The organism is Synechococcus sp. PCC 6717, assembly GCF_022698185.1.
GTDB lineage: Bacteria > Cyanobacteriota > Cyanobacteriia > Thermosynechococcales > Thermosynechococcaceae > Thermosynechococcus > Thermosynechococcus lividus.
In genome coordinates, this window is sequence record NZ_JAKLTV010000055.1 from 1 (window position 1) to 21,560 (window position 21,560).

17 protein-coding genes and 1 riboswitch are annotated in these 21,560 nt (G+C 55.4%); of the genes, 10 read left to right on the top strand and 7 right to left on the bottom strand.

Translation table 11 applies throughout. The features are described from left to right. Nucleotides 1–161 precede the first annotated feature (161 nt). Nucleotides 162–1,187, bottom strand: coding sequence for an argonaute PAZ domain-containing protein (locus tag L5470_RS12985; protein ID WP_499500215.1), 1,026 nt, complete (start codon nt 1,185–1,187; stop codon nt 162–164). A gap of 24 nt (nt 1,188–1,211) precedes the next feature. Continuing rightward, nucleotides 1,212–1,424 carry a hypothetical protein gene (locus tag L5470_RS12990; RefSeq protein ID WP_099798151.1) on the bottom strand — a complete coding sequence of 71 codons (213 nt, stop codon included), beginning with the start codon at nt 1,422–1,424 and terminating at the stop codon, nt 1,212–1,214. Nucleotides 1,425–1,645: 221 nt separating this feature from the next. Between L5470_RS12990 and purL the strand changes: the two genes are divergently transcribed. The 3 genes from purL to L5470_RS13005 are packed head-to-tail and all read left to right on the top strand — an operon-like array spanning nt 1,646 to nt 7,239. Continuing rightward, nucleotides 1,646–3,931 (top strand): phosphoribosylformylglycinamidine synthase subunit PurL, encoded by a 2,286-nt coding sequence (purL, locus tag L5470_RS12995; RefSeq protein ID WP_499500216.1) that lies wholly within the window; start codon nt 1,646–1,648, stop codon nt 3,929–3,931. Next, nucleotides 3,932–5,383: an amidophosphoribosyltransferase gene (gene purF, locus L5470_RS13000; RefSeq protein ID WP_499500217.1), complete on the top strand. Its 1,452-nt coding sequence runs from the start codon at nt 3,932–3,934 to the stop codon at nt 5,381–5,383. It abuts the gene before it with no gap. Beyond that, nucleotides 5,383–7,239: a S9 family peptidase gene (locus L5470_RS13005; RefSeq protein WP_499500218.1), complete on the top strand. Its 1,857-nt coding sequence runs from the start codon at nt 5,383–5,385 to the stop codon at nt 7,237–7,239. The genes purF and L5470_RS13005 overlap by 1 nt, the downstream gene beginning before the upstream one ends. A gap of 161 nt (nt 7,240–7,400) precedes the next feature. On the opposite strand, the gene murJ is transcribed toward L5470_RS13005, so the two are convergent. Continuing rightward, on the bottom strand, nt 7,401–8,966 hold the full coding sequence (gene murJ, locus L5470_RS13010; protein WP_099798155.1) for a murein biosynthesis integral membrane protein MurJ: 1,566 nt from the start codon (nt 8,964–8,966) through the stop codon (nt 7,401–7,403). Nucleotides 8,967–9,084: 118 nt separating this feature from the next. On the opposite strand from murJ, the gene obgE reads away from it, so the two are divergent. Beyond that, the gene (obgE, locus tag L5470_RS13015; protein ID WP_499500225.1) at nt 9,085–10,080 is read left to right on the top strand and encodes a GTPase ObgE; all 996 of its coding nucleotides are present in this window, start codon (nt 9,085–9,087) and stop codon (nt 10,078–10,080) included. 63 nt (nt 10,081–10,143) lie between these two features. Next, nucleotides 10,144–11,433 carry a sensor histidine kinase gene (locus L5470_RS13020; protein ID WP_499500219.1) on the top strand — a complete coding sequence of 430 codons (1,290 nt, stop codon included), beginning with the start codon at nt 10,144–10,146 and terminating at the stop codon, nt 11,431–11,433. 45 nt (nt 11,434–11,478) lie between these two features. On the opposite strand, the gene L5470_RS13025 is transcribed toward L5470_RS13020, so the two are convergent. The 4 genes from L5470_RS13025 to guaA all read right to left on the bottom strand — a co-directional run bounded on the left by L5470_RS13025 (nt 11,479) and on the right by guaA (nt 16,652). After that, nucleotides 11,479–12,495 (bottom strand): ABC transporter permease, encoded by a 1,017-nt coding sequence (locus L5470_RS13025; RefSeq protein ID WP_499500226.1) that lies wholly within the window; start codon nt 12,493–12,495, stop codon nt 11,479–11,481. A 17-nt stretch (nt 12,496–12,512) separates the two neighbouring features. Beyond that, the gene (gene dcd, locus L5470_RS13030) at nt 12,513–13,094 is read right to left on the bottom strand and encodes a dCTP deaminase (protein WP_099798158.1); all 582 of its coding nucleotides are present in this window, start codon (nt 13,092–13,094) and stop codon (nt 12,513–12,515) included. Then, nucleotides 13,081–14,967: a hypothetical protein gene (locus L5470_RS13035; RefSeq protein ID WP_499500220.1), complete on the bottom strand. Its 1,887-nt coding sequence runs from the start codon at nt 14,965–14,967 to the stop codon at nt 13,081–13,083. Before L5470_RS13035 ends, dcd begins: the two co-directional genes overlap by 14 nt. A gap of 71 nt (nt 14,968–15,038) precedes the next feature. Continuing rightward, entirely contained in the window at nt 15,039–16,652 is a 1,614-nt protein-coding gene (gene guaA / locus L5470_RS13040) for a glutamine-hydrolyzing GMP synthase (RefSeq protein WP_227517523.1), read from the bottom strand. A 394-nt stretch (nt 16,653–17,046) separates the two neighbouring features. Between guaA and L5470_RS13045 the strand changes: the two genes are divergently transcribed. The 5 genes from L5470_RS13045 to L5470_RS13065 all read left to right on the top strand — a co-directional run bounded on the left by L5470_RS13045 (nt 17,047) and on the right by L5470_RS13065 (nt 21,363). Continuing rightward, on the top strand, nt 17,047–18,405 hold the full coding sequence (locus tag L5470_RS13045) for an LCP family protein (RefSeq protein WP_499500221.1): 1,359 nt from the start codon (nt 17,047–17,049) through the stop codon (nt 18,403–18,405). Between the two features lie 37 nt (nt 18,406–18,442). Further along, nucleotides 18,443–18,589: riboswitch (cobalamin riboswitch) on the top strand. A 16-nt stretch (nt 18,590–18,605) separates the two neighbouring features. Then, nucleotides 18,606–19,379: an energy-coupling factor ABC transporter permease gene (locus tag L5470_RS13050; protein WP_499500222.1), complete on the top strand. Its 774-nt coding sequence runs from the start codon at nt 18,606–18,608 to the stop codon at nt 19,377–19,379. After that, entirely contained in the window at nt 19,372–19,680 is a 309-nt protein-coding gene (locus L5470_RS13055) for an energy-coupling factor ABC transporter substrate-binding protein (protein WP_099798161.1), read from the top strand. The genes L5470_RS13050 and L5470_RS13055 overlap by 8 nt, the downstream gene beginning before the upstream one ends. 14 nt (nt 19,681–19,694) lie before the next feature. Then, nucleotides 19,695–20,486, top strand: a complete 792-nt coding sequence (gene cbiQ / locus L5470_RS13060) for a cobalt ECF transporter T component CbiQ (RefSeq protein WP_499500223.1) — start codon at nt 19,695–19,697, stop codon at nt 20,484–20,486. A gap of 4 nt (nt 20,487–20,490) precedes the next feature. After that, nucleotides 20,491–21,363, top strand: a complete 873-nt coding sequence (locus tag L5470_RS13065) for an energy-coupling factor ABC transporter ATP-binding protein (protein ID WP_499500224.1) — start codon at nt 20,491–20,493, stop codon at nt 21,361–21,363. Nucleotides 21,364–21,560 lie beyond the last annotated feature (197 nt).

The window sequence follows — 21,560 nt, forward strand, 5'->3', positions numbered from 1 at the left end:
GTTATAGACCAACGACTGAATCGTTGTTTTGCTGGTTGTTTTGGGTTTGACTCGCTCATTGGCATAGTTGCAAGCAGCAGCAAACGCCTGAAGCACTGCCTCAATCTTGGCATTTTGTTCGGGTGTGGTTGCAAGTTTGCAAACTAGTGTCAGAGTTTGTTTCATCCTCTTATATTCCCACATGTAACTATGAAAAACAAGCGTACTAAACCTGGCAATTTCGGGGGTATTGAACCCCTCTCAATTGCCGCTCCTGTCCCTCCCCAACCTGAAGGTGCGGGGCTTCTCGGAGGTTTTCTGTGATAGGTTTGCAACGCCAGCAACTCAAGCGGCGTGCTGCCATAGGTATGCACGATCCGTAAAGGACGGGTACTGCCTAGCTCGTGTGTACCTTTCTTAATGGGTTGACTGGTTATCAGCAAAAACGATCGCAACGATCGCCCTGTGTCATCGTAAACGTCTTCTTGCTCTGTTGCCCCTTCGTTGCGATGGTACTCCGCAAGGCTGATGTTGAGTCCGGGTAGGTTCACTGCTTCGGGTTGCTCGTGAGTGATACTGTGTAGTTGCCAGCGCAGAAACTGGTTGTTCTTGAGGTACGTATTGCGCACCCATTTGATTAAAGGCTCATGCTCAGGATAGGTGTTGAGCCACTCCTGCAATGTCAAAGGTGTCCAGAAATGGTGGAAACGATCAATTTCCAGATAAAGTTTTGCTGTGGCATCGAGCCTGACATCGAGGCAAAAGCCTTGGTGAACTGTCCACCCTTGCGCTGGACTCTCCGAGGGTTTCCGCTCCCAGATGCGGATACTGTTGTTGCTTGCTCGGTCAACGTCCTCTCTATCTCGCTGCTTAAAGTAACGGTATAATTCTTGGCGGCATAGGCTCTCCAAGGCTTCGCGATCCTCAAGACGGGTGCAGTCAAAGACCCGAGGCGGCTGGGGAATCAGTTGCCACGCCTTCGTCTTAAGTTGTTCGAGGGGCTGGCGAGTCACAATGGCACTCCCCCAGCGAGCGGCAGGAACCGGTAACTGGTAGCACACCTTATTGAGGGCATAGGCTTCTGTTCCTAGTTCAGGATTCTGCTGCCACCGGCACGTGAATGGATAAAGGAGTCGTGCCTCCTCCTCAAGGGTCTTAACACAAAACTGGTTGAGGATCACTGGGTAGGAGTTGTCAGAAGATGTCATGCTGTGGCTCGAGAGTGTAATGCGCTAGGGGCGATCGCCAACCATGTCGCGAATCAGCATCAACCGTGATGAAATATAAGTTTCCAGATGAGACCGTTGGCTCTGTTCAAGGGGATAGGTATCACTAAAATGGTTGAGGAGCCATCGCTGCAATGCACAATCATCTAAACTGAGCAAAATCCCCACCTGAGTCTGCTCGACAAAATACCAAAACTGCCGTAGTAGAGAGGGGGTCATCGTCACTCTCCTTTAAGATTTTCTTTATAATCTCTACTTTACGTCCCTCCCTTTAGATGCGGGGGTGATGTGGTCAAGATGCAATTAAAGTTAGCGATTCCACATGAACTAATGTAAAGATTTGCTACGACACTTGACAAATGGCCTGAGTTGAAATGGTTCGTGCTGTTCTGCCACCCATGGCACAATCAAAACATAGCCTCTGAGATATGAGATAGCTGATGAGCCACTCTCCCCTTGTGACGGATGCGGATATTGCCGCTGAAGGACTGAAGCCTAACGAATACGATGAAATTGTTCGCCGTTTAGGGCGGCATCCCAACCGTGCCGAATTGGGTATGTTTGGGGTGATGTGGTCAGAGCACTGCTGCTACAAGAACTCTCGCCCCCTGCTCAAGCAGTTCCCCACTCAGGGAGAGCGGGTCTTGGTTGGGCCTGGGGAAAATGCTGGTGTGGTGGATTTGGGAGATGGCCTTCGCTTGGCCTTTAAGATTGAGTCCCACAATCACCCTTCAGCCATCGAACCGTTTCAGGGAGCCGCCACGGGGGTCGGGGGCATTCTGCGGGATATTTTTACGATGGGGGCGCGTCCCATTGCCCTGCTGAATGCGCTGCGGTTTGGTGACCTGAAGGAGGCGAAAACCCAACAGCTTATCAAGGGGGTGGTGGCCGGCATTGCCCACTACGGTAATTGTGTGGGGGTGCCCACCGTAGGGGGCGAGGTCTATTTTGACCCCAGCTACCGCGGCAATCCTCTGGTGAATGCCATGGCCTTGGGACTGATGGAAACCCCAGAGATTGTTAAATCCGGTGCCAGCGGTGTGGGGAACCCAGTGCTCTATGTTGGCTCTACCACTGGACGGGATGGCATGGGGGGGGCCAGTTTTGCCAGCGCCGAGCTAACGGATGACTCCATGGGCGATCGCCCCGCAGTTCAAGTCGGAGACCCGTTTCTAGAGAAGTGCTTGATTGAAGCTTGTCTTGAAGCCTTTCAAAGCGGTGCGGTTGTAGCCGCCCAGGATATGGGAGCCGCGGGCTTGACCTGCTCCACCGCCGAGATGGCCGCTAAGGGAGGGGTAGGCATTGAACTCGATCTTGATAAGGTGCCAGTGCGAGAGCAGGGGATGGTGCCCTACGAGTTTTTGCTCTCGGAATCGCAAGAACGGATGCTCTTTGTAGCGGCCAAGGGTCGAGAAGAGGAGTTGCTGGCTATCTTCCACCGCTGGGGACTACAGGGGGTTGTGGTGGGTCACGTCATTGCCGAACCGGTGGTGCGAGTACTCTACCGGGGTGAGGTGGCAGCAGAAGTGCCTGCCCGCGCCCTTGCCGAAGATACACCCCTCTATACGCGCGAATGCCTCCCAGCCCCACCAGCCTATGTACAACAGGCACGGCAGTGGCAGCCAGAGCAGTTAGCATTGCCTAGCCAATCGTGGTCGCACGTTCTCCTGACGCTGCTAAGTACCCCTAGCTTGGCCTCCAAAGCGTGGGTATATCGCCAATACGATCACGAGGTGCAAAATAACACCCTTGTTTTCCCAGGGGATGCGGATGCAGCGGTGATCCGCCTGCGGGGCACCCACAAAGGGATTGCAGCTACGGTGGACTGTCCTAGTCGTTATGTCTATTTAGACCCCTACGAAGGGGGCAAAGCCGCCGTGGCTGAAGCCGCCCGCAACCTCAGTTGTGTCGGTGCAGACCCCCTAGCCGTTACTGATAACCTCAATTTTGGCAGCCCTGAAACCCCGGTGGGCTATTGGCAGTTGGCGGAAGCCTGCCGGGGCTTGGCGGACGCTTGCCGTGCCTTCAACACCCCCGTTACTGGCGGCAATGTCTCCCTCTATAACGAAACCATTGATAGTACCGGGCAACCCCAGCCCATTTATCCTACGCCAGTGGTGGGGATGGTGGGGTTGATTCCGGATCTGGCACGGGTGGTCGGTCAAGGGTGGCAAACCAGTGGGGATCTCATTTACCTATTGGGCTTGCCGCTGACGACACCGCTTAGCGATCCCCGCGTGACGTTAGGGGGATCGGAATATCTTGCCCAACTGCACGGCTGTGTTGCTGGTTGCCCGCCGCAGATTGATTTGCACCTAGAGCAGCAGGTGCAGGCGGCCTGTCGTTACGGCATTCATCAAGGCTGGCTGGCCAGTGCCCACGATCTGAGTGAGGGAGGGTTGGCCGTTGCCCTTGCGGAATGTTGCCTCAGTGGCCAGCGGGGAGCAAGCATTCAACTGCCGGAGGGGATTTACCCGCGCTGGGATGCTGTTCTTTTCGGGGAAGGGGGAGCGCGTATCCTTGTTTCTGTTACGCCAGCGCAACAAGTGCTGTGGGAGGCCTATTTGAGTGAGCACTTGCCGGAGTACTGGACGCGCTTGGGTATTGTCAATGCTCAAGGGACAGAATTGTGCATTGACACCTGTGACAATTGCACCCTTATCAAGGTTACGATGGAGGAGTTGACCGCCGCATGGCGATCGCCCCTGCCAACGTACTTAGACTAGATGACTAACTCAAAACTGACCGATAAACCGGAAGAAGCCTGTGGTGTTTTTGGGGTGTATGCCCCCAATGCCGAAGTTGCCCGCCTTGCCTACTTTGGCCTTTACGCCCTACAGCACCGCGGTCAGGAGTCGGCAGGTATCGCCACCTTTGCGGGTGACACCGTGCACTGTCATAAGGACATGGGGTTAGTCTCCCAAGTCTTTGATGAGGAGATTCTCAACACATTACCTGGCGAGATTGCGGTAGGCCATAATCGCTACTCCACCACGGGTTCAAGCCGTATTGTCAATGCCCAACCTGTCTTGGTGCAAACTCGCCTTGGCTGGCTGGCCCTGGCGCACAATGGCAATTTGGTGAATACCTATGCGCTGCGGGAGCAGGTGTTAGCCTGTAGTGAACCCACGGCCGTATTAGCCAGCACCACAGACTCAGAACTCATTGCCTGGGCGATCGCTCAAGCGGTAGAAACCAGTCAAACCTGGCAGGAGGGTATTGTTTCTGCCGTGCAGCAGTGCCAAGGCGCCTACAGCTTAGTGATTGGCACGCCTGTCGGTCTCTTTGGTGTGCGGGATCCCCATGGTATTCGCCCCTTGGTCATTGGCCGCCTCCTCTCAGCCCCTGGGGCTGATCCTCACTACGTTCTAGCCTCTGAAACCTGTGCCCTAGATATTATTGGCGCAGACTATATCCGCGATGTGGAGCCTGGGGAAATTGTCCATATTACTGCCAGCACCATCAGTAGCCATCATTGGGCCGAGTCACAGCGCAAGCTCTGTATTTTTGAAATGATTTWTTTTGCCCGCCCCGACAGCGTCATGCAGAGCGAGAGCCTTTATAGCTATCGCCAACGTCTTGGCCAGCAGTTAGGGCGCGAGGCACCGGTGGCCGCAGATGTTGTGATTGCTGTCCCCGACTCTGGGGTACCGGCAGCCATTGGCTTCTCCCAAGCCACGGGGATTCCCTATGCCGAGGGGCTGATTAAAAACCGCTACGTTGGCCGCACGTTTATCCAGCCCACCCAGTCCATGCGGGAGTCGGGTATTCGCATGAAGCTCAATCCCCTGCGGGATGTGCTGATGGGGCAGCGAGTGGTCATTGTGGATGATTCGATTGTCCGTGGCACCACTAGTCGCAAAATTGTCAAGGCACTGCGGGATGCAGGCGCGGTGGAAGTGCATATGCGTATTTCCTCACCGCCGGTGACCCATCCCTGTTTTTATGGCATTGATACCGATAACCAAGATCAACTCATTGCCGCGACCAAATCGGTGGCCGAGATTGCTGAGCAAATTGGGGTAGATTCCCTCAGTTACCTGAGTTGGCAGGGGATGATTAGCGCCACCTACGATACGGGCGATCGCTTTTGTTCCGCCTGTTTTACGGGGCAGTACCCCATTACCATTCCCGAGCCAGTGAAACGGCAAAAACTTGTCCTTGAACATATTCCCTAATGGTACAGACAGCGCCCTACGGGCAATGGGACTCCATTCTGACGGCAGAGCGCGTCAGTGCTGCCGCCACGGCGATCAGTGACTTACGTTCAACCCCTGCCGGACTCCTATGGCTAGAGCGCCGTCCCCAAGACCAAGGACGGGTGGTTCTGGTGAGCGAGCAGCAGGATCTTCTCATCCCTCCCTACAGTGCGCGATCGCGAGTGAATGAGTACGGTGGGGGTGCCTATTGGTGCCACGGTGATCAGATTTACATAGTCAACGATGCAGATCAGGGGATTTATCGGCTCTCTAGGCAGCAGCCTATCCCCCAACCTCTCTATCAGGCAGCCAATAGCCGCTTTGCCGATGGCTGTGTGCATCCGGTGAGTCGTTGCCTTGTCTGTGTTCAGGAGCAGCACCTAGAGCAGGGAGCAACGCAGCAGCAGTTGGTGGCTATCACCCCCACAGGAGACCTCACCCCCCTCGTGTACGGTGCTGGATTTTATGCCGCGCCCCGCTTTAGCCCTAGTGGCCAGACCTTAGTGTGGTTGCAGTGGTCACCTCCGGCGATGCCGTGGGATAGCTGTGAACTCTGGGGGGCAACCGTCACGGCGGATGGTACCCTTGGACTCCCTTACCGCATCGCGGGTGGGGCAACGGAAGCGGTGCAGCAACCTCAGTGGCAGGGAGAGACCCTCTACTACGTGAGCGATCGCAGTGGTTGGTGGAATCTCTACCGCTATCGCGAGGGGGTGCACGAGCCCGTATGGCAGGCTCCCTACGATGCGGGGATGCCTCCTTGGGTCTTTGGCCAGTCCACCTATGCCCTAGTGAACGCTGAAACTGCCGTCTTAACCTATAGCGATCGCGGGCTGTGGCGGTTAGCTCTTGTCTCCCTCAAGGATGGCAGTTGGCAGACCCTTGCGTGTCCCTACACCGAGATCCACGCCCTAATCCCTGAGACTGCTGAGCAAATTGCCTTTATTGGCAGCAGTCCCCAAGCTCCCCCCCAAGTGATCCGCTTTCATCTTCAGCACCAGCAGTGGTTACCTCTACCGTCCCAGGAACCAAGCCTCCCAAAAGAGTGGCTGTCCCAACCAGAGGTTGTTGAATTCCCCAGTAGCGAAGGAGCCATTGCCTACGGGTTTTTCTATCCTCCCTGTAACCCCGAGTATGCTGCCCCTGCCGGCATCTTGCCCCCTCTGATTGTCAAAAGCCATGGGGGGCCAACCGCCGCTAGTGGTACGGGTTTAGATCTACGCACCCAGTTTTGGACGAGTCGTGGCTTTGCGGTCTTAGATGTCAATTATGGCGGCAGCACCGGCTATGGACGTGCCTATCGCGATCGCCTGCGGGGACAGTGGGGAGTTGTGGACGTGGCGGACTGCGTGGCGGGAGCGCAATTTTTGGTAGCCCAAGGTCGAGTCGATGGCCAACGCCTTGCCATTCGCGGCAGTAGTGCCGGAGGTTTTACCACACTATGCGCCCTGACGTTCACTAACGTGTTTCGAGTGGGGGCAAGTTACTATGGGGTGGCCGATCTCATCGCGATCGTCCAAGACACCCATGCCTTTGAAGCCCACTATTTTGATTCCCTGATTGCCCCTTACCCTGAGAGGGCAGACCTCTATCGCCAGCGATCGCCCCTGTACCACACCGATCGCCTCACCTGTCCAGTAATCTTCTTCCAAGGGCTAAAGGATACGGTGGTTCCTCCCGCTCAAGCCGAACAGATGGTTGCCGCCCTCCAGGACAAGGGCATTCCGGTAGAGTACTACACCTTTGCCACCGAAGGCCATGGCTTCCGCCACGCCAGTACCATTGAAGCAACGCTGATAGCAGAGCTAGCGTTTTACCAGCGCTTTTTACTCTGACAATGTAAACTTCCCCTGACTTCAGTCAGGGGCTTTCAGTAGCCCTGAGCCTGTGAACCCTGCCCCATTGTGAACAGCGCAAATTTTACTGGCAATTAAACTCAGCCAAGAACTTTCTTAGCTCGCTCCTGCGGCTACTCAGAACATTACAGTGCTGGCTGCTAGGGCTTGTGCTTGGGCAGCACTTTCCGTATCTTGGCCAAAAAGAAATCCAGCTCTGGCAGCCTCAAGGGTGCAATGGCAATGCTAAATATGCCAAGACCCATACTGCCGGCGATCGCCAACTGCAGCAACTGGATCACCACCCCTTCGCGCCCCCACAGCCATTCCAAACCGTGAAGAGTGCCCCATGCCGTAAGACCACCGAGGCCACTGGCCAATGCCACCCCCAGCAGAGGCGGGACAAGCTGCCGCCACGGCAACCCCCCTAGGCGGCGTTGCAAAATCCAGACTAAGGCAATCAGCGAGACGGTATTTACCCCCACAGTAGCCATCGCTAGCCCGATCGCCCCAAAAGCATTGGTAAAGAAAAAACAAAACAGAGCATTAAAGGCCAATCCCCACAGCGTCACGTAAAGTGGAGTACGGCCATCCTCAAGAGCATAGAACACCCGCACAATCACATCCCGTGCCAAGTAAAAGAACATACCGATGGCATACACTAGCAACAGCGCTGCCACCAACTGAGAGGCAGCGAAATCAAAGGCGCGGCGTTCATAAACCACCCGTACCGCTGGCAATGCCAAGGCCGCCATAATGGCACCGAGGGGCATCATACTCAAAGCGGTCAGCACTAAGCTCTGACGAATACGCTCTTTGAGGTCAGACCACTGATCTGGGCGTGCCAGCCGCGAAAAAATCGGCATGTAGGGCACAAGGATGACGTTGGAGAGAATCCCCAAGGGAGTTAAAAACAGCAGTTGGGCATAGCTCAGGGCAGAGGCCGCCCCTACGGGTAACTGAGAGGCAAAAAAGAGGCTGATATAGACACTGATCAATAACATCCCCGACGAGAGGGTGGCAGGTCCCATCAGCCGGATGAGTTCACGCACCTCCGGGCGATTCAGATCAAACCGTAGCCGCAGGGTACCCATTCCCGCCTGCCACTGTGCCGGAATTTGCACCAGCCACTGCAATATGCCCCCTGCTAGCGTGCCCCACGCCAAGACCGCCGGCCCAAACGTATCCGCAAAAAACCAAATGCCGATAATTACGGTCAAGCTCGACAACAGGGGGCTAATAGAGGGCAGCCAGTACTGATCCGCAGCGTTGAGGGTGCCAAAGCCGATGCCAATCAACCCCGAAAGTACCGCCAAGGGAGCCATGATCCGGAACTGTTCTGCCGCTAGAGCCTGAATGTCGGGACTGGCACCGGGGGCAATGAGGTGCACCAGTGGCTCCGCAAAAAGCATTAGCAGTGCGGTCAGCAGTAGCAGCAGCCCCCCCACAACGGTGGTAATGGTTTCCACTAAGGGAGCCGCCTTTTCCGGTGGTTGCTTGAGCACCACGCTAATAATGGAACTGTGAAAGGGGCCGTTAATTCCGCCTAGGAGCACAAACAGAAACCCCGGAATCACGTAGGCGTAGCTATAGGCATCCACGGCTGCCCCCACACCAAACTCGGCGGCGATCGCCTGCTGTCGCACTAGACCGGCCAGCTTACTCAGGAGGGTGGCAATGGCAACAATCGTGGCAATGTGGGCAAGGGATCGTTGGGGTTTTTCCACGCGGTAGGCTAGCCTCGAGTCACTCGTTCGTCGGCGATCGTAGCAACGAATGCTCCCGCCGCATAGCCAAGGCAGCGATACAATGGAAATGCTGCGCTCAAACGTATCTGCGCTAGGGATGCAATTTATTGATCTTGCGGAAATTCATGTCAAAGGGGGGAAGGGGGGCGATGGCATTGTTGCCTTTCGTCGCGAGAAGTATGTGCCGGCGGGCGGCAATGGCGGCAACGGCGGTTCCGTCATCCTCAAAGCCGTGCCTCATCTGCAAACACTCCTAGACTTTCGCTATGCCCACACGTTCAAAGCCGAAGCGGGTCAGCGGGGTGGTCCGAGTAATCGTACGGGTGCTTCTGGCGCCGATCTCATCATTGAAGTACCCTGTGGCACCATGGTGTGGGATGCTGACACAGAAGAACTGTTAGGAGATTTAACCACCCCAGAGCAAACCCTACAGGTTGCCAAAGGCGGCAAAGGAGGGCTGGGAAATAAACACTTCCTCAGCAATCAACAGCGGGCACCGGACTATGCCTTACCGGGGCTAGAGGGCGAAGAGCGACACCTGCGCCTAGAACTCAAGCTGCTAGCTGAGGTGGGAATTATTGGCCTGCCCAACGCCGGCAAATCCACACTGATTTCCGTGCTCTCAGCAGCTCGGCCAAAAATTGCCGATTATCCGTTTACGACCCTTGTCCCCAATTTGGGGGTTGTGCGGCAGCCCAATGGCGATGGCACCGTCTTTGCCGATATTCCTGGCCTGATTGCGGGTGCTCACCAAGGAACCGGTCTAGGGCATGAGTTCTTGCGCCACATCGAGCGCACTCGACTCTTACTGCACCTTATTGATGCGACAGCAACGGATGTCATTGCCGCCTATGACACCATCCGCGCTGAACTGGTGGCCTACGGCCATGGTTTAGGCGAGCGTCCGCAAATTGTGGTGCTCAATAAAATTGATGCCCTTGACCCTGAGGCGAGCAATGAAACGCAGCAGGCACTCGCCACCCATATTTGCCAGCCGGTCTTTGCTATTTCTGCCGCCACCCGCCAAGGTGTGGAACCGATGCTGCAAGCGGTGTGGGCACAACTCAACTTGGCCACCCTGAGGAATGGCTAAGCTCTATTGGGCTGCCTCTGTGTCTAGTGGAGACTGGTTACCGTTACCCTAGAGTTAGGGATTATGTTTCGAGCGATTCAATGCCGTCTTGCCCTTTGGTACGTTGGTGTGACGGCACTCTTGCTATTAGTTTTTGCAACGGGCTTCTTCCTCTATGTGCGCGGCACCCTTATCGAACGGGTTGATGATACGCTCAGCCATGTGGTAGAGGTGGTCAGCCGGGCGTTGGTGATTGAGACGGGCACCGCAGAGGTCATTGATTGGCAAAAAAGTTTGGGGAGTGATCCCCTAACAAGCGCAGCCCTTGAAGATGACCACATTGATTTAGAGGGGTTTGACCCAAATCGGCAGTTGGCGTGGAGTACGTTTGCGGAGCCGCTGAACCTGCCCTTGCATTTGAGCCGTACCCCAGAAACAGTTCCGGTGGGGGGCGATCGCTGGTTGCGGCAAATGACCGTGGCGTTGGTTGTGGGCGATCGCCTCTTGGGATATTTGCGCGTCAGCCACCCATGGTTTGAGGTTACTCAACCCAGTCAAGCGCTGCTGTGGGATTTGCTTTTGGGAGCTACGGTAGCATTAATTCTTGTCAGTATTAGTGGCTGGTTTCTTGCCCGCTTGGCGATCGCCCCGCTGCAGGAATCCTACGCCTACCTCAAGCAGTTTACAGCAGATGCGTCCCATGAACTGCGTAATCCCGTGGCACTGATCCAAACCAATGTGCAAGTAGCCCTAGCCACCGCTGATCCAGCAACGCAGCAGCAACAATTACAGGTGATTGAACGCCTCAGCCGCCGCCTTAGCCGCTTGGTGGATGATCTTTTGTTTTTAGCCCGACAGGAGAGCGGCATGGTGCCCTTGAACCCGCAGCCGTGCCACCTCGATGCATTGCTCTTAGCCGTTGTGGAGGAACAAGAGCCATTAATGCAGCAAAAAGCGATGGAACTGTGCCTTAATATTGCGGATCCCCCCGTAACCGTGCCAGACCAGCAAGCGTACTTCGTTTGGGGAAATCCAGATCATCTCAGTCGGTTGCTGACAAATATTGTGAACAATGCGGTGCAATATACCCCTGAGGGCGGTACCATTCACATCACCCTAGATCAACAGGGGAAGTATTACCGTGTTGTGATTGCTGACAATGGCAGAGGCATTCCGGCGAGTGAGTTACCCCGCTTGTTTGATCGGTTCTATCGTTTGCAGGGCACAGCATTACCGGGAACGGGGCTTGGGTTGGCGATCGCCCAATCCATTGTTCAGGCGCATCGGGGTCAAATTCAGGTTGAGAGTGAGGTAGGGCAAGGTACAAAATTTACAATTTTGTTACCGACACCAGCCAAGGATCGCCAAGGGTAGCGATAAGCTGCTGCTTTACCACGGTTGACCCAGCGCTAATGTGTACTAATCTGTAATGCGCGGATCTGCCCACCTCAGCAACAGATCCGCCAACACGTTGCCGATAATCAGCATCAGTGCCCCCATCATTAGGCTAGCCATCACCACGTAAATGTCCTGAGCGGTCACCGCCTGTAAAATTAAGCGCCCCAACCCCGGCCAGTTAAAGAAAAACTCGGCAATAAAGGCACCGCTCAACAAGCTAGCAAACTCAAACCCTAGGAGCGTAATCAGGGGGTTAATGGCATTGCGGAGGGCATGGACGTAAATCACCCGTGACTCCGGTAAGCCCTTGGCGCGAGCCGTTTGAATATAGTTTTGCCGCAGCACATCCAGCAAATTCCCCCGCATCAACCGCTGCAACCCAGCAAAGCTCGTCAAGGTCAACGCTAGGGTGGGTAAGATTAAGTGCCAGCCAATATCGAGCACCTTAGCCACCCACGGCAGGTCATCGTAGTAGAGGCTAGTCATGCCCCCCACCGGAAACAGCGGTGTACTCTGGGCTAAAAAGAGCAGCAACAGCGCCGTAATAAAGCTGGGAAAACCTTGGCCAAGGTAGCTGAGAATCCGCAAGAGGCGATCGCTCCAGCGGTCTTGGTTGACGGCGGCCCAAATTCCCAAGGGAATCGCCACCCCCCACGTTAGCACAATGGAACTCAACGACAGCAGCAGCGTTGCCGGGAGCCGCTCCCACAACAGAGAGGCCACCGATCGCTGATAGACAAAGCTCGTGCCAAAATTACCATAGCGAATAATTTGCCACAGCCAACGCACGTATTGCTCCACTGGCGATTTATCTAGCCCAAACTGCCGCTCTAGCTCCTGCAACCGCTCTAGGGAAATTTGCGGATCCGCTTTGAGGTTATCTAGATAATTCCCAGGGGCTAACTGCATAATGGCGAAGCTAAGGGCAGAGGCCAGCAACAGTGTAATCAGGGCTTCCCCCAAGCGTTTTAGCAGCAGACGGGCAGTACCATCCCGAAGCGCGTTTTGGACGTGGCGGCTAACAGCGTTCAGCGTTATGGTCTCCTACTTATCAGTTAAACTCGCGCCAACGTCACCGCCTCCGGCTGATCTTGATACTTGCCCTGCCGGGTTTCATAGCTAACATCGCAGGGTTCACCTTCAAAAAACAGCAGCTGTACTACCCCCTCATTGGCATAGATGCGGCAATCGGCACTTGAGGAGTTAGAGAATTCCAGCGTTAAGTGACCTCGCCAAGCGGCTTCAGCGGGGGTGAGGTTGGCAATAATCCCTGCCCGGGCATAGGAGCTTTTGCCAATGCAGAGCACCGTTACATTTTCAGGCACCTGCAACCGCTCTAGGGCAACCCCTAACCCGTAGGAGTGAGCCGGCAGAATAAAAAATTGACCGCTGTTGTCGCTGTGTAATGGGGCTGACTCTAGGTTGGCAGGATTAAAGTTCTTTGGGTCAACGACCGTACCGGGGACATGGCGGAAAATACGGAATTCCTTGGGGCTGAGGCGAATATCGTACCCGTAGGACGACAAGCCAAAGCTAATCACCGGCTGATCGGCCAGCCGCCGCACCAGTTGACCCTCAAAGGGCTGGATCATCCCCTGAGCTGCCATTGTGCGAATCCAGATGTCATTCTTGATCATGGCGCCGACTTGAACCTCCAAATAACCAATGCAGGTTGACCCCCACGCCGGGCGAGCCTTGCCCCACTAAACCGCCACTGGGGATACTCGTTCCCGCCGCATTACTGCCGTAGAGATCAATGCCTAACCCCCACTGCGGGATCACGTAGCGCAACCCAGCACTAAATACACCAGTTTCGCCAAACACAGGGGTCGCCTCGGCCATCAGCTGGACGTTGCGGACAACTTCTACATTGACCCCCATCCCGATCCCTGCAACTAACTGCTGATTGGGGTTAAAAAGCCCCAACTTCGGATTGAAGTACAGGGCAACGGGTTCAGCGGGCTGAAACATAAAGGCTAGCTCTAAGCCACCGATGGAGCGGCTGCTGCCACCGCCTTGGGCAATACCTCGGTTAAAGGAACCTTGAAAGGCCAAGGAAAAGGGATCCCCTTGGGTTTGGTCGAGAAACCGTAGCTTGGCGGCCAACCCCAGTTGCAGGTTGCCGCTGTAATTAAGGTTTTCAATGAGGGTTTCACCGCGTTCAAATTGCTCAATCGCCACAGCAAACTGGGCATCGTAGGCCAATCCAACGCCAACGTTAACGCCTGTGCCCACGGTGCCTGTATTCCCTTTGAAGCGGAACATCCCGGGATCGAGGGTGCTAGCGGAGGTAAGGGTAATGCCATCTAGAATCAGTTGGCGATCGCGATCGCTCAGCGGCTGCCGTGGCCCACGACGAAAACTCGCAAGGAAGGGGGGGGCAAAATCAGGCCCACTATTGGGAGTGTAGCTCAACCCTGCCATCACCCCCACTTGATCTGCCCCTGGTAAAAAGGCCAAGGTGCGAGTTGCTGGTGTAATGCCAAAGGCATTGGTGGCCGCAAGATCAATACTGACCGAGGGGTTAACCAAAAAGCGGAACCCCGCGCTCCACACCGGCAAGTTAACAATGGCACCGTTACTGCTGCGCACGGCATTCCCCCCCGGCCCCACCGGCATATTCAGGTCAGCAAAGAGGTTAAAGCGGGGATGGGGTTGCCAACTCAGCCCCGTCCCGAAGTTAAAATTCGTACCGTAGAAGTCAGCACCGTTGTTAATTGTGTCGGGAAAATAGGTGAGATTGGGGGTAAAGTGCCACTGCAATTGAGGGTTAAGGGTATAGGTGATCGGGGCTTGGAGGGAGGCTGCCACCGTCCATGTGCCCACAACCTCAGCCCCAGGGACAAAGAGGAAATTGTCAGACCGCACTCGCACTGCTTCAACAGAGCCAGCAATAGCAACGGCCACAGCGTCATTGCGATAAACCTGATACTTGAGTCCGCCAGCAATGGCTCCCAACTGGACATTGGGTTGCAGTCCATTGACAAGGCGGCCTAGGGGGTCATCAAAATAATTGCCGCTAATACTCAGTTGTAAGCGGTCATTAAACGCATAGTCTATGGAGCCAAAAAAGGTTTGCAGACCACCGCCGCCCCCAGCAACCTTTGGATCGTAATTTCGAATCCCACCCCGCAGTTCTGCCGTCTGCTCTAAGAGAATATTGGCGGTTTCTAAGTTAAARAGCCGCGTGGGGGGGCGCATCAAGGGAGGAATCCGGAAGGCAGGCTCTTCGACAACGACTAGGGCTGGTGTGGGTTCCTCGGCAACGGGGGGCAAGATAGGTTGGGCTAACTCTTCAGGAGTTGGCTGCTGCCATGTCCGCTCTGTCGCAGGCGGAGGGGTAGTCTGCCATTGAGGGGCGGTGGCTGGGGTAGGTGCAATCTCAAAGGTCGGACTGGTGCTAGGAGGCACTTCAATCTGCCATTGTGGCGCATTCGGCTGTGCCACGGCGGCAACGGGCACTAAGAAAGCTGTACCAAGACCGATCGCCAGTGTCCATTTACGACTCATGGAACGTTACTCACACCACCATCTTTCCCAGTTAAACCGATCGCCCTCTACTCTGGCAATGTTCAGGGGCATTATTCCCATTCAATAGTCCCCGGTGGCTTTGATGTAATGTCGTAAACAACGCGATTAACCCCCGGCACTTCGTTAACAATGCGGTTAGAAATGCGCTCTAGTAGATCGTAGGGGGTGCGCGCCCAATCGGCGGTCATGCCATCTTCGCTGGAGACAAACCGCAGCACAATCGGGTAGGCATAGGTGCGCTGATCTCCCATCACGCCAACGGTGCGAATGGGCAAGAGCACGGCAAAGGCTTGCCAAAAGTCATGGTACATCTGGGCGCGGTTCACTTCTTGGCGCACGATCAGATCAGCATCCCGCAAAATGTCCAAGCGTTCCGGCGTGACTTCTCCCAGAATGCGAATGGCGAGGCCAGGCCCTGGGAAGGGATGTCGCCGCACAATTTCGTCCGGTAAGCCTAGGGAGCGACCCACTTGGCGCACTTCGTCTTTGAAGAGTTTGCGCAACGGCTCCACCAGCTTAAATCGCAGATTTTCGGGCAGGCCACCGACATTATGATGACTCTTAATTTTAACGGCTACCCGCTCGCCAGTTTGGGGATCAATATTGGTGTTGGCAGACTCAATAACATCGGGGTAAAGCGTTCCTTGAGCCAAGTAATCAAAGGGACCTAGGCGTCGGGATTCTTCTTCAAAGACGCGGATAAACTCATGGCCAATGCGTTTGCGCTTTTCCTCGGGGTCGGTGACACCCCGTAGCTGTGCCAAGAAGCGATCGCGGGCATTCACGTACTCTACCTTGATATGAAACTGCTCCTGAAAGAGTTTTAGGAGCCGCTCCGGTTCCCCTTTGCGCATGAAGCCTTGGTCAATAAACATACAGGTGAGTTGATCACCAATGGCACGGTGCAACAAAAAGGCCAAGGTAGAGGAATCAACACCGCCGGAGAGTGCCAGCAACACCCGTTTGTCGCCTACTTTAGCGCGCACTTCACGGATCGCTTCTTCCACAAATGCTGCGGTGGTCCAGGTGGGTTCGCAGTCGCAGATGTGATAGACAAAGTTGCGAATTAGGGCAATGCCCCCGATGGAATGCACCACCTCAGGATGAAACTGCACCCCGTAAAGCTTGCGCTCTGGGTGGGCGATCGCCGCCATGGGAGTATTCTGGGTGTGGGCCAACCGGCGGAAGCCCGGCGGCAATTTAGAGACACTATCGCCGTGGCTCATCCACATGATGGTGTCTTGCTCAACATTAGTCAGCAGATCGGTGGGGTCATCGATGCTTAATGCTGCTTTACCGTACTCGCCCGCCGTTGCCCGCTCGACAGTGCCTCCCAACTGCTGCACCATCAACTGCATCCCGTAGCACACCCCCAAAATGGGAATCCCTAGCTCCCAAATAGCGGGGTCACACTGCGGCGCGTGGTCATCGTAAACCGAGTTTGGCCCCCCAGAAAGGATAATCCCCTTCGGGGCAAGCTGTGCCAGCTGATCCGCACTGGTGCGATAGGAGATGACCTCAGAGTAAACGTGGGTTTCCCGAATCCGCCGCGCAATGAGTTCCGAGTATTGAGAGCCAAAGTCAAGGATGACAATGAGTTGTCGTTGCAGATCCTGTTCCTCGGCTGGGGGGGTGGCAAGGGGGGAAGTAGCGGGCTGAGTCAATGTAACAATCCTTAAAATCCCATCAACGCCTAGATGCGTCTCTCTACTAATACAAATCTTAGCGGATTGTCCGATACATAATCGTGGCAGATAGTGGCAGGGGGTACCAGCGGGGCGATCGCGTTACCGTTTTACGCCTAGTTTTAGTGGTCTTCAAAACTGATTAGGCGGCAGCATAATAACGAACTAAACGATGGCGATCGCTCTCCGTTACTTGGGAGTTGTCCTCAGAAATCAGGGCGGCTGCGGGGCTAACTTGCGGAACCCATTCCTTTTTGCGGACTACTTAAGTACCTAAGTATAAATACTGGATTTGTGATCCATCCCGTACACTAGAAACATCAATTGAGTCCACCAGTCCTAGGGACTGTCGCAGGTTGTGGGAGTTAACGTTGTGGCACGAGGCGTTAAACAGGTCAAGCGAGTGAATCCGGCTCCGGCGGCTCGAGGGGCAAAGGCAGTGGCGCTGCACACTAAGGCGCGATCGCGGCGATCGTCATGGCGAGTGTTGGGTTGGATAGCAGCCTTTGGTACGGTGTCTTTAATTTCGGCCTTTGCGGGAATGAGTGTTGTCTTACTGTCGCCTTTTCAAGCAGAGCAGGGGGGTGATGCGAAGACCTCTTTTTTTGAGGTGATGGCTCGCAGCTTGCAAGGGAAGATGAGTCGGCCTATCAATTTATTGGTGCTAGGGGTTGACAAGGTTTTGGGGGCACCGGAAGGCTCGCCAGAAAGTTTCCGTGGCCGCACCGATACTATTTTGCTGGCGCGGTTTAACCCTGATGACAACACCATCACAGTGTTGAGTATTCCTCGGGACAGTCGCGTTGACATTCCGGGCTATGGGGTTGATAAAATCAATGCGGCCAATGTCTATGGTGATGTCCCCCTAGTTGCCAAGGTGGTGAGTCAAACCCTGAACTACACTCCGGTTGATCGCTACATTCGCATTGGCCCGGGAGCGTTTCGTGCCCTTGTGGATTTGGTGGGGGGCGTAGAGGTCAATGTTCCCAAGCGGATGTATTACAGTGATCACACCCAAAAACTCTACATTGATCTCTACCCTGGATTACAAACCCTCAACGGTGAGCAGGCTGAGGGCTTTGTACGGTTTCGCTACGATGACCTCGGTGACATTGGCCGGGCACAACGCCAGCAAATGTTGATCAAGGCGCTGCAAACGAAACTAGCGAATCCAGTCATGTTGACGCGGCTCCCCCAACTCCACGAGGTTCTCCAGAAACACGTAGATACCGATTTGACCTTTGGCGAACTGATGGCGATCGCCCAATTTAGCCTGCGCACGGATCCTGAGAATCTGCGCATGATTCTGTTGCCCGGGCGCTTTAGTGGTGATGGGTACGATGCCAGCTACTGGCTCCTTGACTACGACGGGATCGATCGCATCGTTGAGACTTACTTTGCAGCGCGATCGCGCTCAGTGTCAGCCAGCCCCACTTGGAGTGAAAGTGGTTCGGTACGCATCGCGTTACAAAATGCCTCGGGACACCCCGATGCGGCTCAAGATATGGCGGACTTTCTATACCACCATGGCTACAGCAATGTCATCATTAGCGATGACTGGCACCAAGAAGCCGCCGCAACCGAAGTCTTGGCGCAGCAAGGAGATTTAGGGGCGGCTCAAATGGTGCGCTCTGTATTGGGGGTTGGGCGGGTGTCGGCCAACTCAACTGGGGTGATTTCGTCGGATGTAACGGTGCGCATTGGCCGCGATTGGGTTGACATCCTGCATTGAGGCGCAAACGCTTCCAAGGGTAACCGAGCAGTCCTGACCTATAATAGCGCTAATCGGTTTCTGTGGGGAGCAGCCACAGAACGCAAGGGGGAAAGTCCGGTGCAAGTCCGGCGCTGTCCCGCAACTGTGATGACGGTTTTTGGCCGCTCTGAGTCAGGATGCCCGCCGAGGATTGTTGCATATCTGCGAGGTACAGATGAATGAAAGTCAGGCAATGGAAGCGGCTCCCTCTGCTGGGGGCGATCGCCCTGCTGGCGATGTATATGGTGATTGCCAGCCCGAGGGCGGTGTTGGCGATGCACATCAGTGAAGGGTTTTTACCCGTTGGCTGGGCGCTGGGCTGGTGGTTAGGGTTCTTGCCATTTTTGGGATGGGGACTCTGGTCACTGCGGCAACAGGTGAAGACACAGCCCGAGTCCACCCTACTACTCGCATTGGCGGGKGCCTATGCATTTGTTTTATCGTCGTTAAAACTTCCCTCGGTCACCGGTAGCTCGTCCCACCCGACGGGAATTGCCCTAGGAACGGTTCTTTTTCGGCCACCCATCATGACGGTGTTGGCCACCTTGGTCTTACTGTTTCAGGCGTTGCTCATTGCCCACGGTGGCTTGACCACCTTGGGTGCCAATGGCTTTTCCATGGCAGTGGTCGGGCCATGGGTGGCATGGGGCTGCTATAACGGCATCTTGCGTCTGACCGGAAAGCCGGCGATCGCCCTGTTTACTGCTGCGTTTGCGGCTAATGTCATTACCTATGCCCTCACCGCGTGGCAGTTAGCCCTAGCCTTTCCCGATAGTGTTGGCGGGGTGGCAGCCGCATTTGGCAAATTTGCCGCCGTGTTTGCCATCACCCAAATTCCCCTTGCCATTAGTGAGGGTCTATTGACGGTTTTAGTCTGGAACTGGCTCACCACTTACTGCGCAGCAGAATTACGCACCCTTAATCTGTTACAGGAGCGTGGTCACCATGGTTAACTCGAAAGCGAAGCAGGTTTGGCTGCTGCTTGGTGCCGTTGTGCTCCTTGGGGCAGCACCGCTGCTGTTTGTTAACGCCGAGTTTGAAGGTGCCGATGCCCAAGCGGAAGACCTCATTACCGACATTGCACCCGATTATACCCCTTGGGCTACGCCGGTGTTTGAACCCCAGAGTGCGGAGGTTGAGTCACTATTCTTTGCCCTGCAAGCCAGTCTGGGGGCGGGGGTGATTGGCTTTGTGGTGGGGCAATACACCGAGCGCCACCGCCAAAAACGTCTTCAAATTCGCCGGGAGAAGTAACGGTAGCGTGCTGCATGCACCATCACCTTGACTCCTACGCCTACCGGAATGGGCTACGGCACATACCGCCCGAGCAGAAGCTCCTTTTTGCGATCGCCCTGCTCCTGTTTACGTTTTTTGCCCATCCTCTCAGTCAAGGGCTGTTGTGGCTCTGGCTCAGTGTCTGGGTTGTTGGCTATGCTCGCATCCCGTGGCGGGTTTATGCTGCGGTGCTCGGGGCGATCGCCCTATTTTGGGTGTTGAGCCTGCCCAGCCTGTTAGTGCAGGTGGCACCCACAAGCTTAGTGACGACAACAACAGAGCCACTGCTGGGGCGCCTCAGTGTTGGTGGATGGTCGGTCTTTATTCCGCAGGCACAGGTCACTCAAGCCCTTGGGGTGGGGCTGCGCACCTTGGTGGCCAGTAGCTGTTTGGTCTTTATCCTTTTCACGACCCCCTTTCCAGAACTGCTAGGGGTACTTGAGCGGCGCTCAGTCCCCTCCTTTCTGCTGGATATTTTGATGCTCATGTATCGCTATATTTTTATTCTGCTGGACACAGCCGTCAGCCTCCAGCTCGCACAGCGGGCACGGGGGGGGTATCAACGGCGATCGCGCTGGCTCTATAGCCTCAGCCTGTTGGCAGCACAACTGTTTCGGCAGTCCTTACAGCGCTACCAAGGCACAAACCTTGCACTCCTGAGTCGCGGGTTTACGGGACAGTTTCGGGTGTGGCGATCGCCGCCCTACGCATACTCCCAGCGGTATGCTGTGGAAGCAGGACTTGGCGGTGGCCTGCTGCTGCTAGTCAATCGTATCCTTGGTTGAGACTATGTCTGTACCGCTGCTGGAGTTTCGCCACGTTTGGTTTCGCTACCCCAACACCCTAACACCGGTGTTGCAAGACTGCTCGGTGGCGCTTGGTGCTGGTCGGAAAACCGCCCTACTGGGTCTGAATGGCTCTGGCAAATCCACCCTCTTTTACGTGGCGGCAGGACTCTACCGCTGCGATCGCGGTGAGGTGTACTGGCAAGGACAGCGACTCGTGCATCAACCCGCAGCATTGCGGCAATGGCGGCAGCGAGTGGGGCTAGGGTTTCAAGACCCAGAGCAACAATTGGTGGCCGCCACTGTGGCGGAGGATATTTCCTACGGTTTGTGCAATTTAGACCTACCCACCCCTGAAATTGAAGCCCGCCTTGAGCAAACCCTGCGGGAATTTGAGCTACTGGAGTTAGCTGATTGTCCGCTGCACCACCTGAGCTTGGGACAAAAGCGCCGCGTCGCACTGGCGGGGGTGATGGCCTTAGCCCCCCCCCTGCTCCTCCTTGACGAACCAACGACCTATTTAGATCACACCCAAACGGAGCACCTTAGGGCGGTGCTGGATCGCATCCATGCCGCTGGCACCACCATCGTGATTGCAACCCACGACCTTGACTTTGCCTACTGCTGGGCCGATTGGATTATTATTCTTGCCGACGGCCACGTTGTTGTCAGCGATTGCTCCGATGTGGTCTTTGATCAATGGCAGACGCAGGCTAGCAGCCAATGCCTTGGCATCCCCACCCTCTTAAACCTCTGGTTGAGCCTCCCTCCCTCGTGGCGCCGCCAGCGCCAGCCCCCTCGCACCGTTGCTGAGTTTAGCCACGCCCTAGGGGATCTGTTTCGTAAACTACTCCCAGCTAAAGCAGGGAGCTTTTAGTAGCCCTGCAGTTAGCAAGCCAACCGCGAGCCTCTGGGGTGGTTTACAACACCCCCAATCGACCGTTACCAGTGCCTTGAACAACCGTTTCTGGTGTCCGCAGTATAATTATAACCTAAGGCAACTAAAGTTGCTAAAGGAGCTTTCCTCCCCGCACTGAAGTACGGGGCTTCCAGCCCTACCCAGATCGGAAGAGC

Excerpts from the sequence above, each read along its gene's own strand:
- L5470_RS12985 (WP_499500215.1), bottom strand. The coding sequence starts at position 1,187 with ATGACATCTTCTGACAACTCCTACCCAGTGATCCTCAACCAGTTTTGT.
- L5470_RS12990 (WP_099798151.1), bottom strand. The coding sequence starts at position 1,424 with ATGACCCCCTCTCTACTACGGCAGTTTTGGTATTTTGTCGAGCAGACT.
- purL (WP_499500216.1), top strand. The coding sequence starts at position 1,646 with ATGAGCCACTCTCCCCTTGTGACGGATGCGGATATTGCCGCTGAAGGA.
- L5470_RS13005 (WP_499500218.1), top strand. The coding sequence starts at position 5,383 with ATGGTACAGACAGCGCCCTACGGGCAATGGGACTCCATTCTGACGGCA.
- obgE (WP_499500225.1), top strand. The coding sequence starts at position 9,085 with ATGCAATTTATTGATCTTGCGGAAATTCATGTCAAAGGGGGGAAGGGG.
- L5470_RS13020 (WP_499500219.1), top strand. The coding sequence starts at position 10,144 with ATGTTTCGAGCGATTCAATGCCGTCTTGCCCTTTGGTACGTTGGTGTG.
- dcd (WP_099798158.1), bottom strand. The coding sequence starts at position 13,094 with ATGATCAAGAATGACATCTGGATTCGCACAATGGCAGCTCAGGGGATG.
- L5470_RS13055 (WP_099798161.1), top strand. The coding sequence starts at position 19,372 with ATGGTTAACTCGAAAGCGAAGCAGGTTTGGCTGCTGCTTGGTGCCGTT.
- cbiQ (WP_499500223.1), top strand. The coding sequence starts at position 19,695 with ATGCACCATCACCTTGACTCCTACGCCTACCGGAATGGGCTACGGCAC.
- L5470_RS13065 (WP_499500224.1), top strand. The coding sequence starts at position 20,491 with ATGTCTGTACCGCTGCTGGAGTTTCGCCACGTTTGGTTTCGCTACCCC.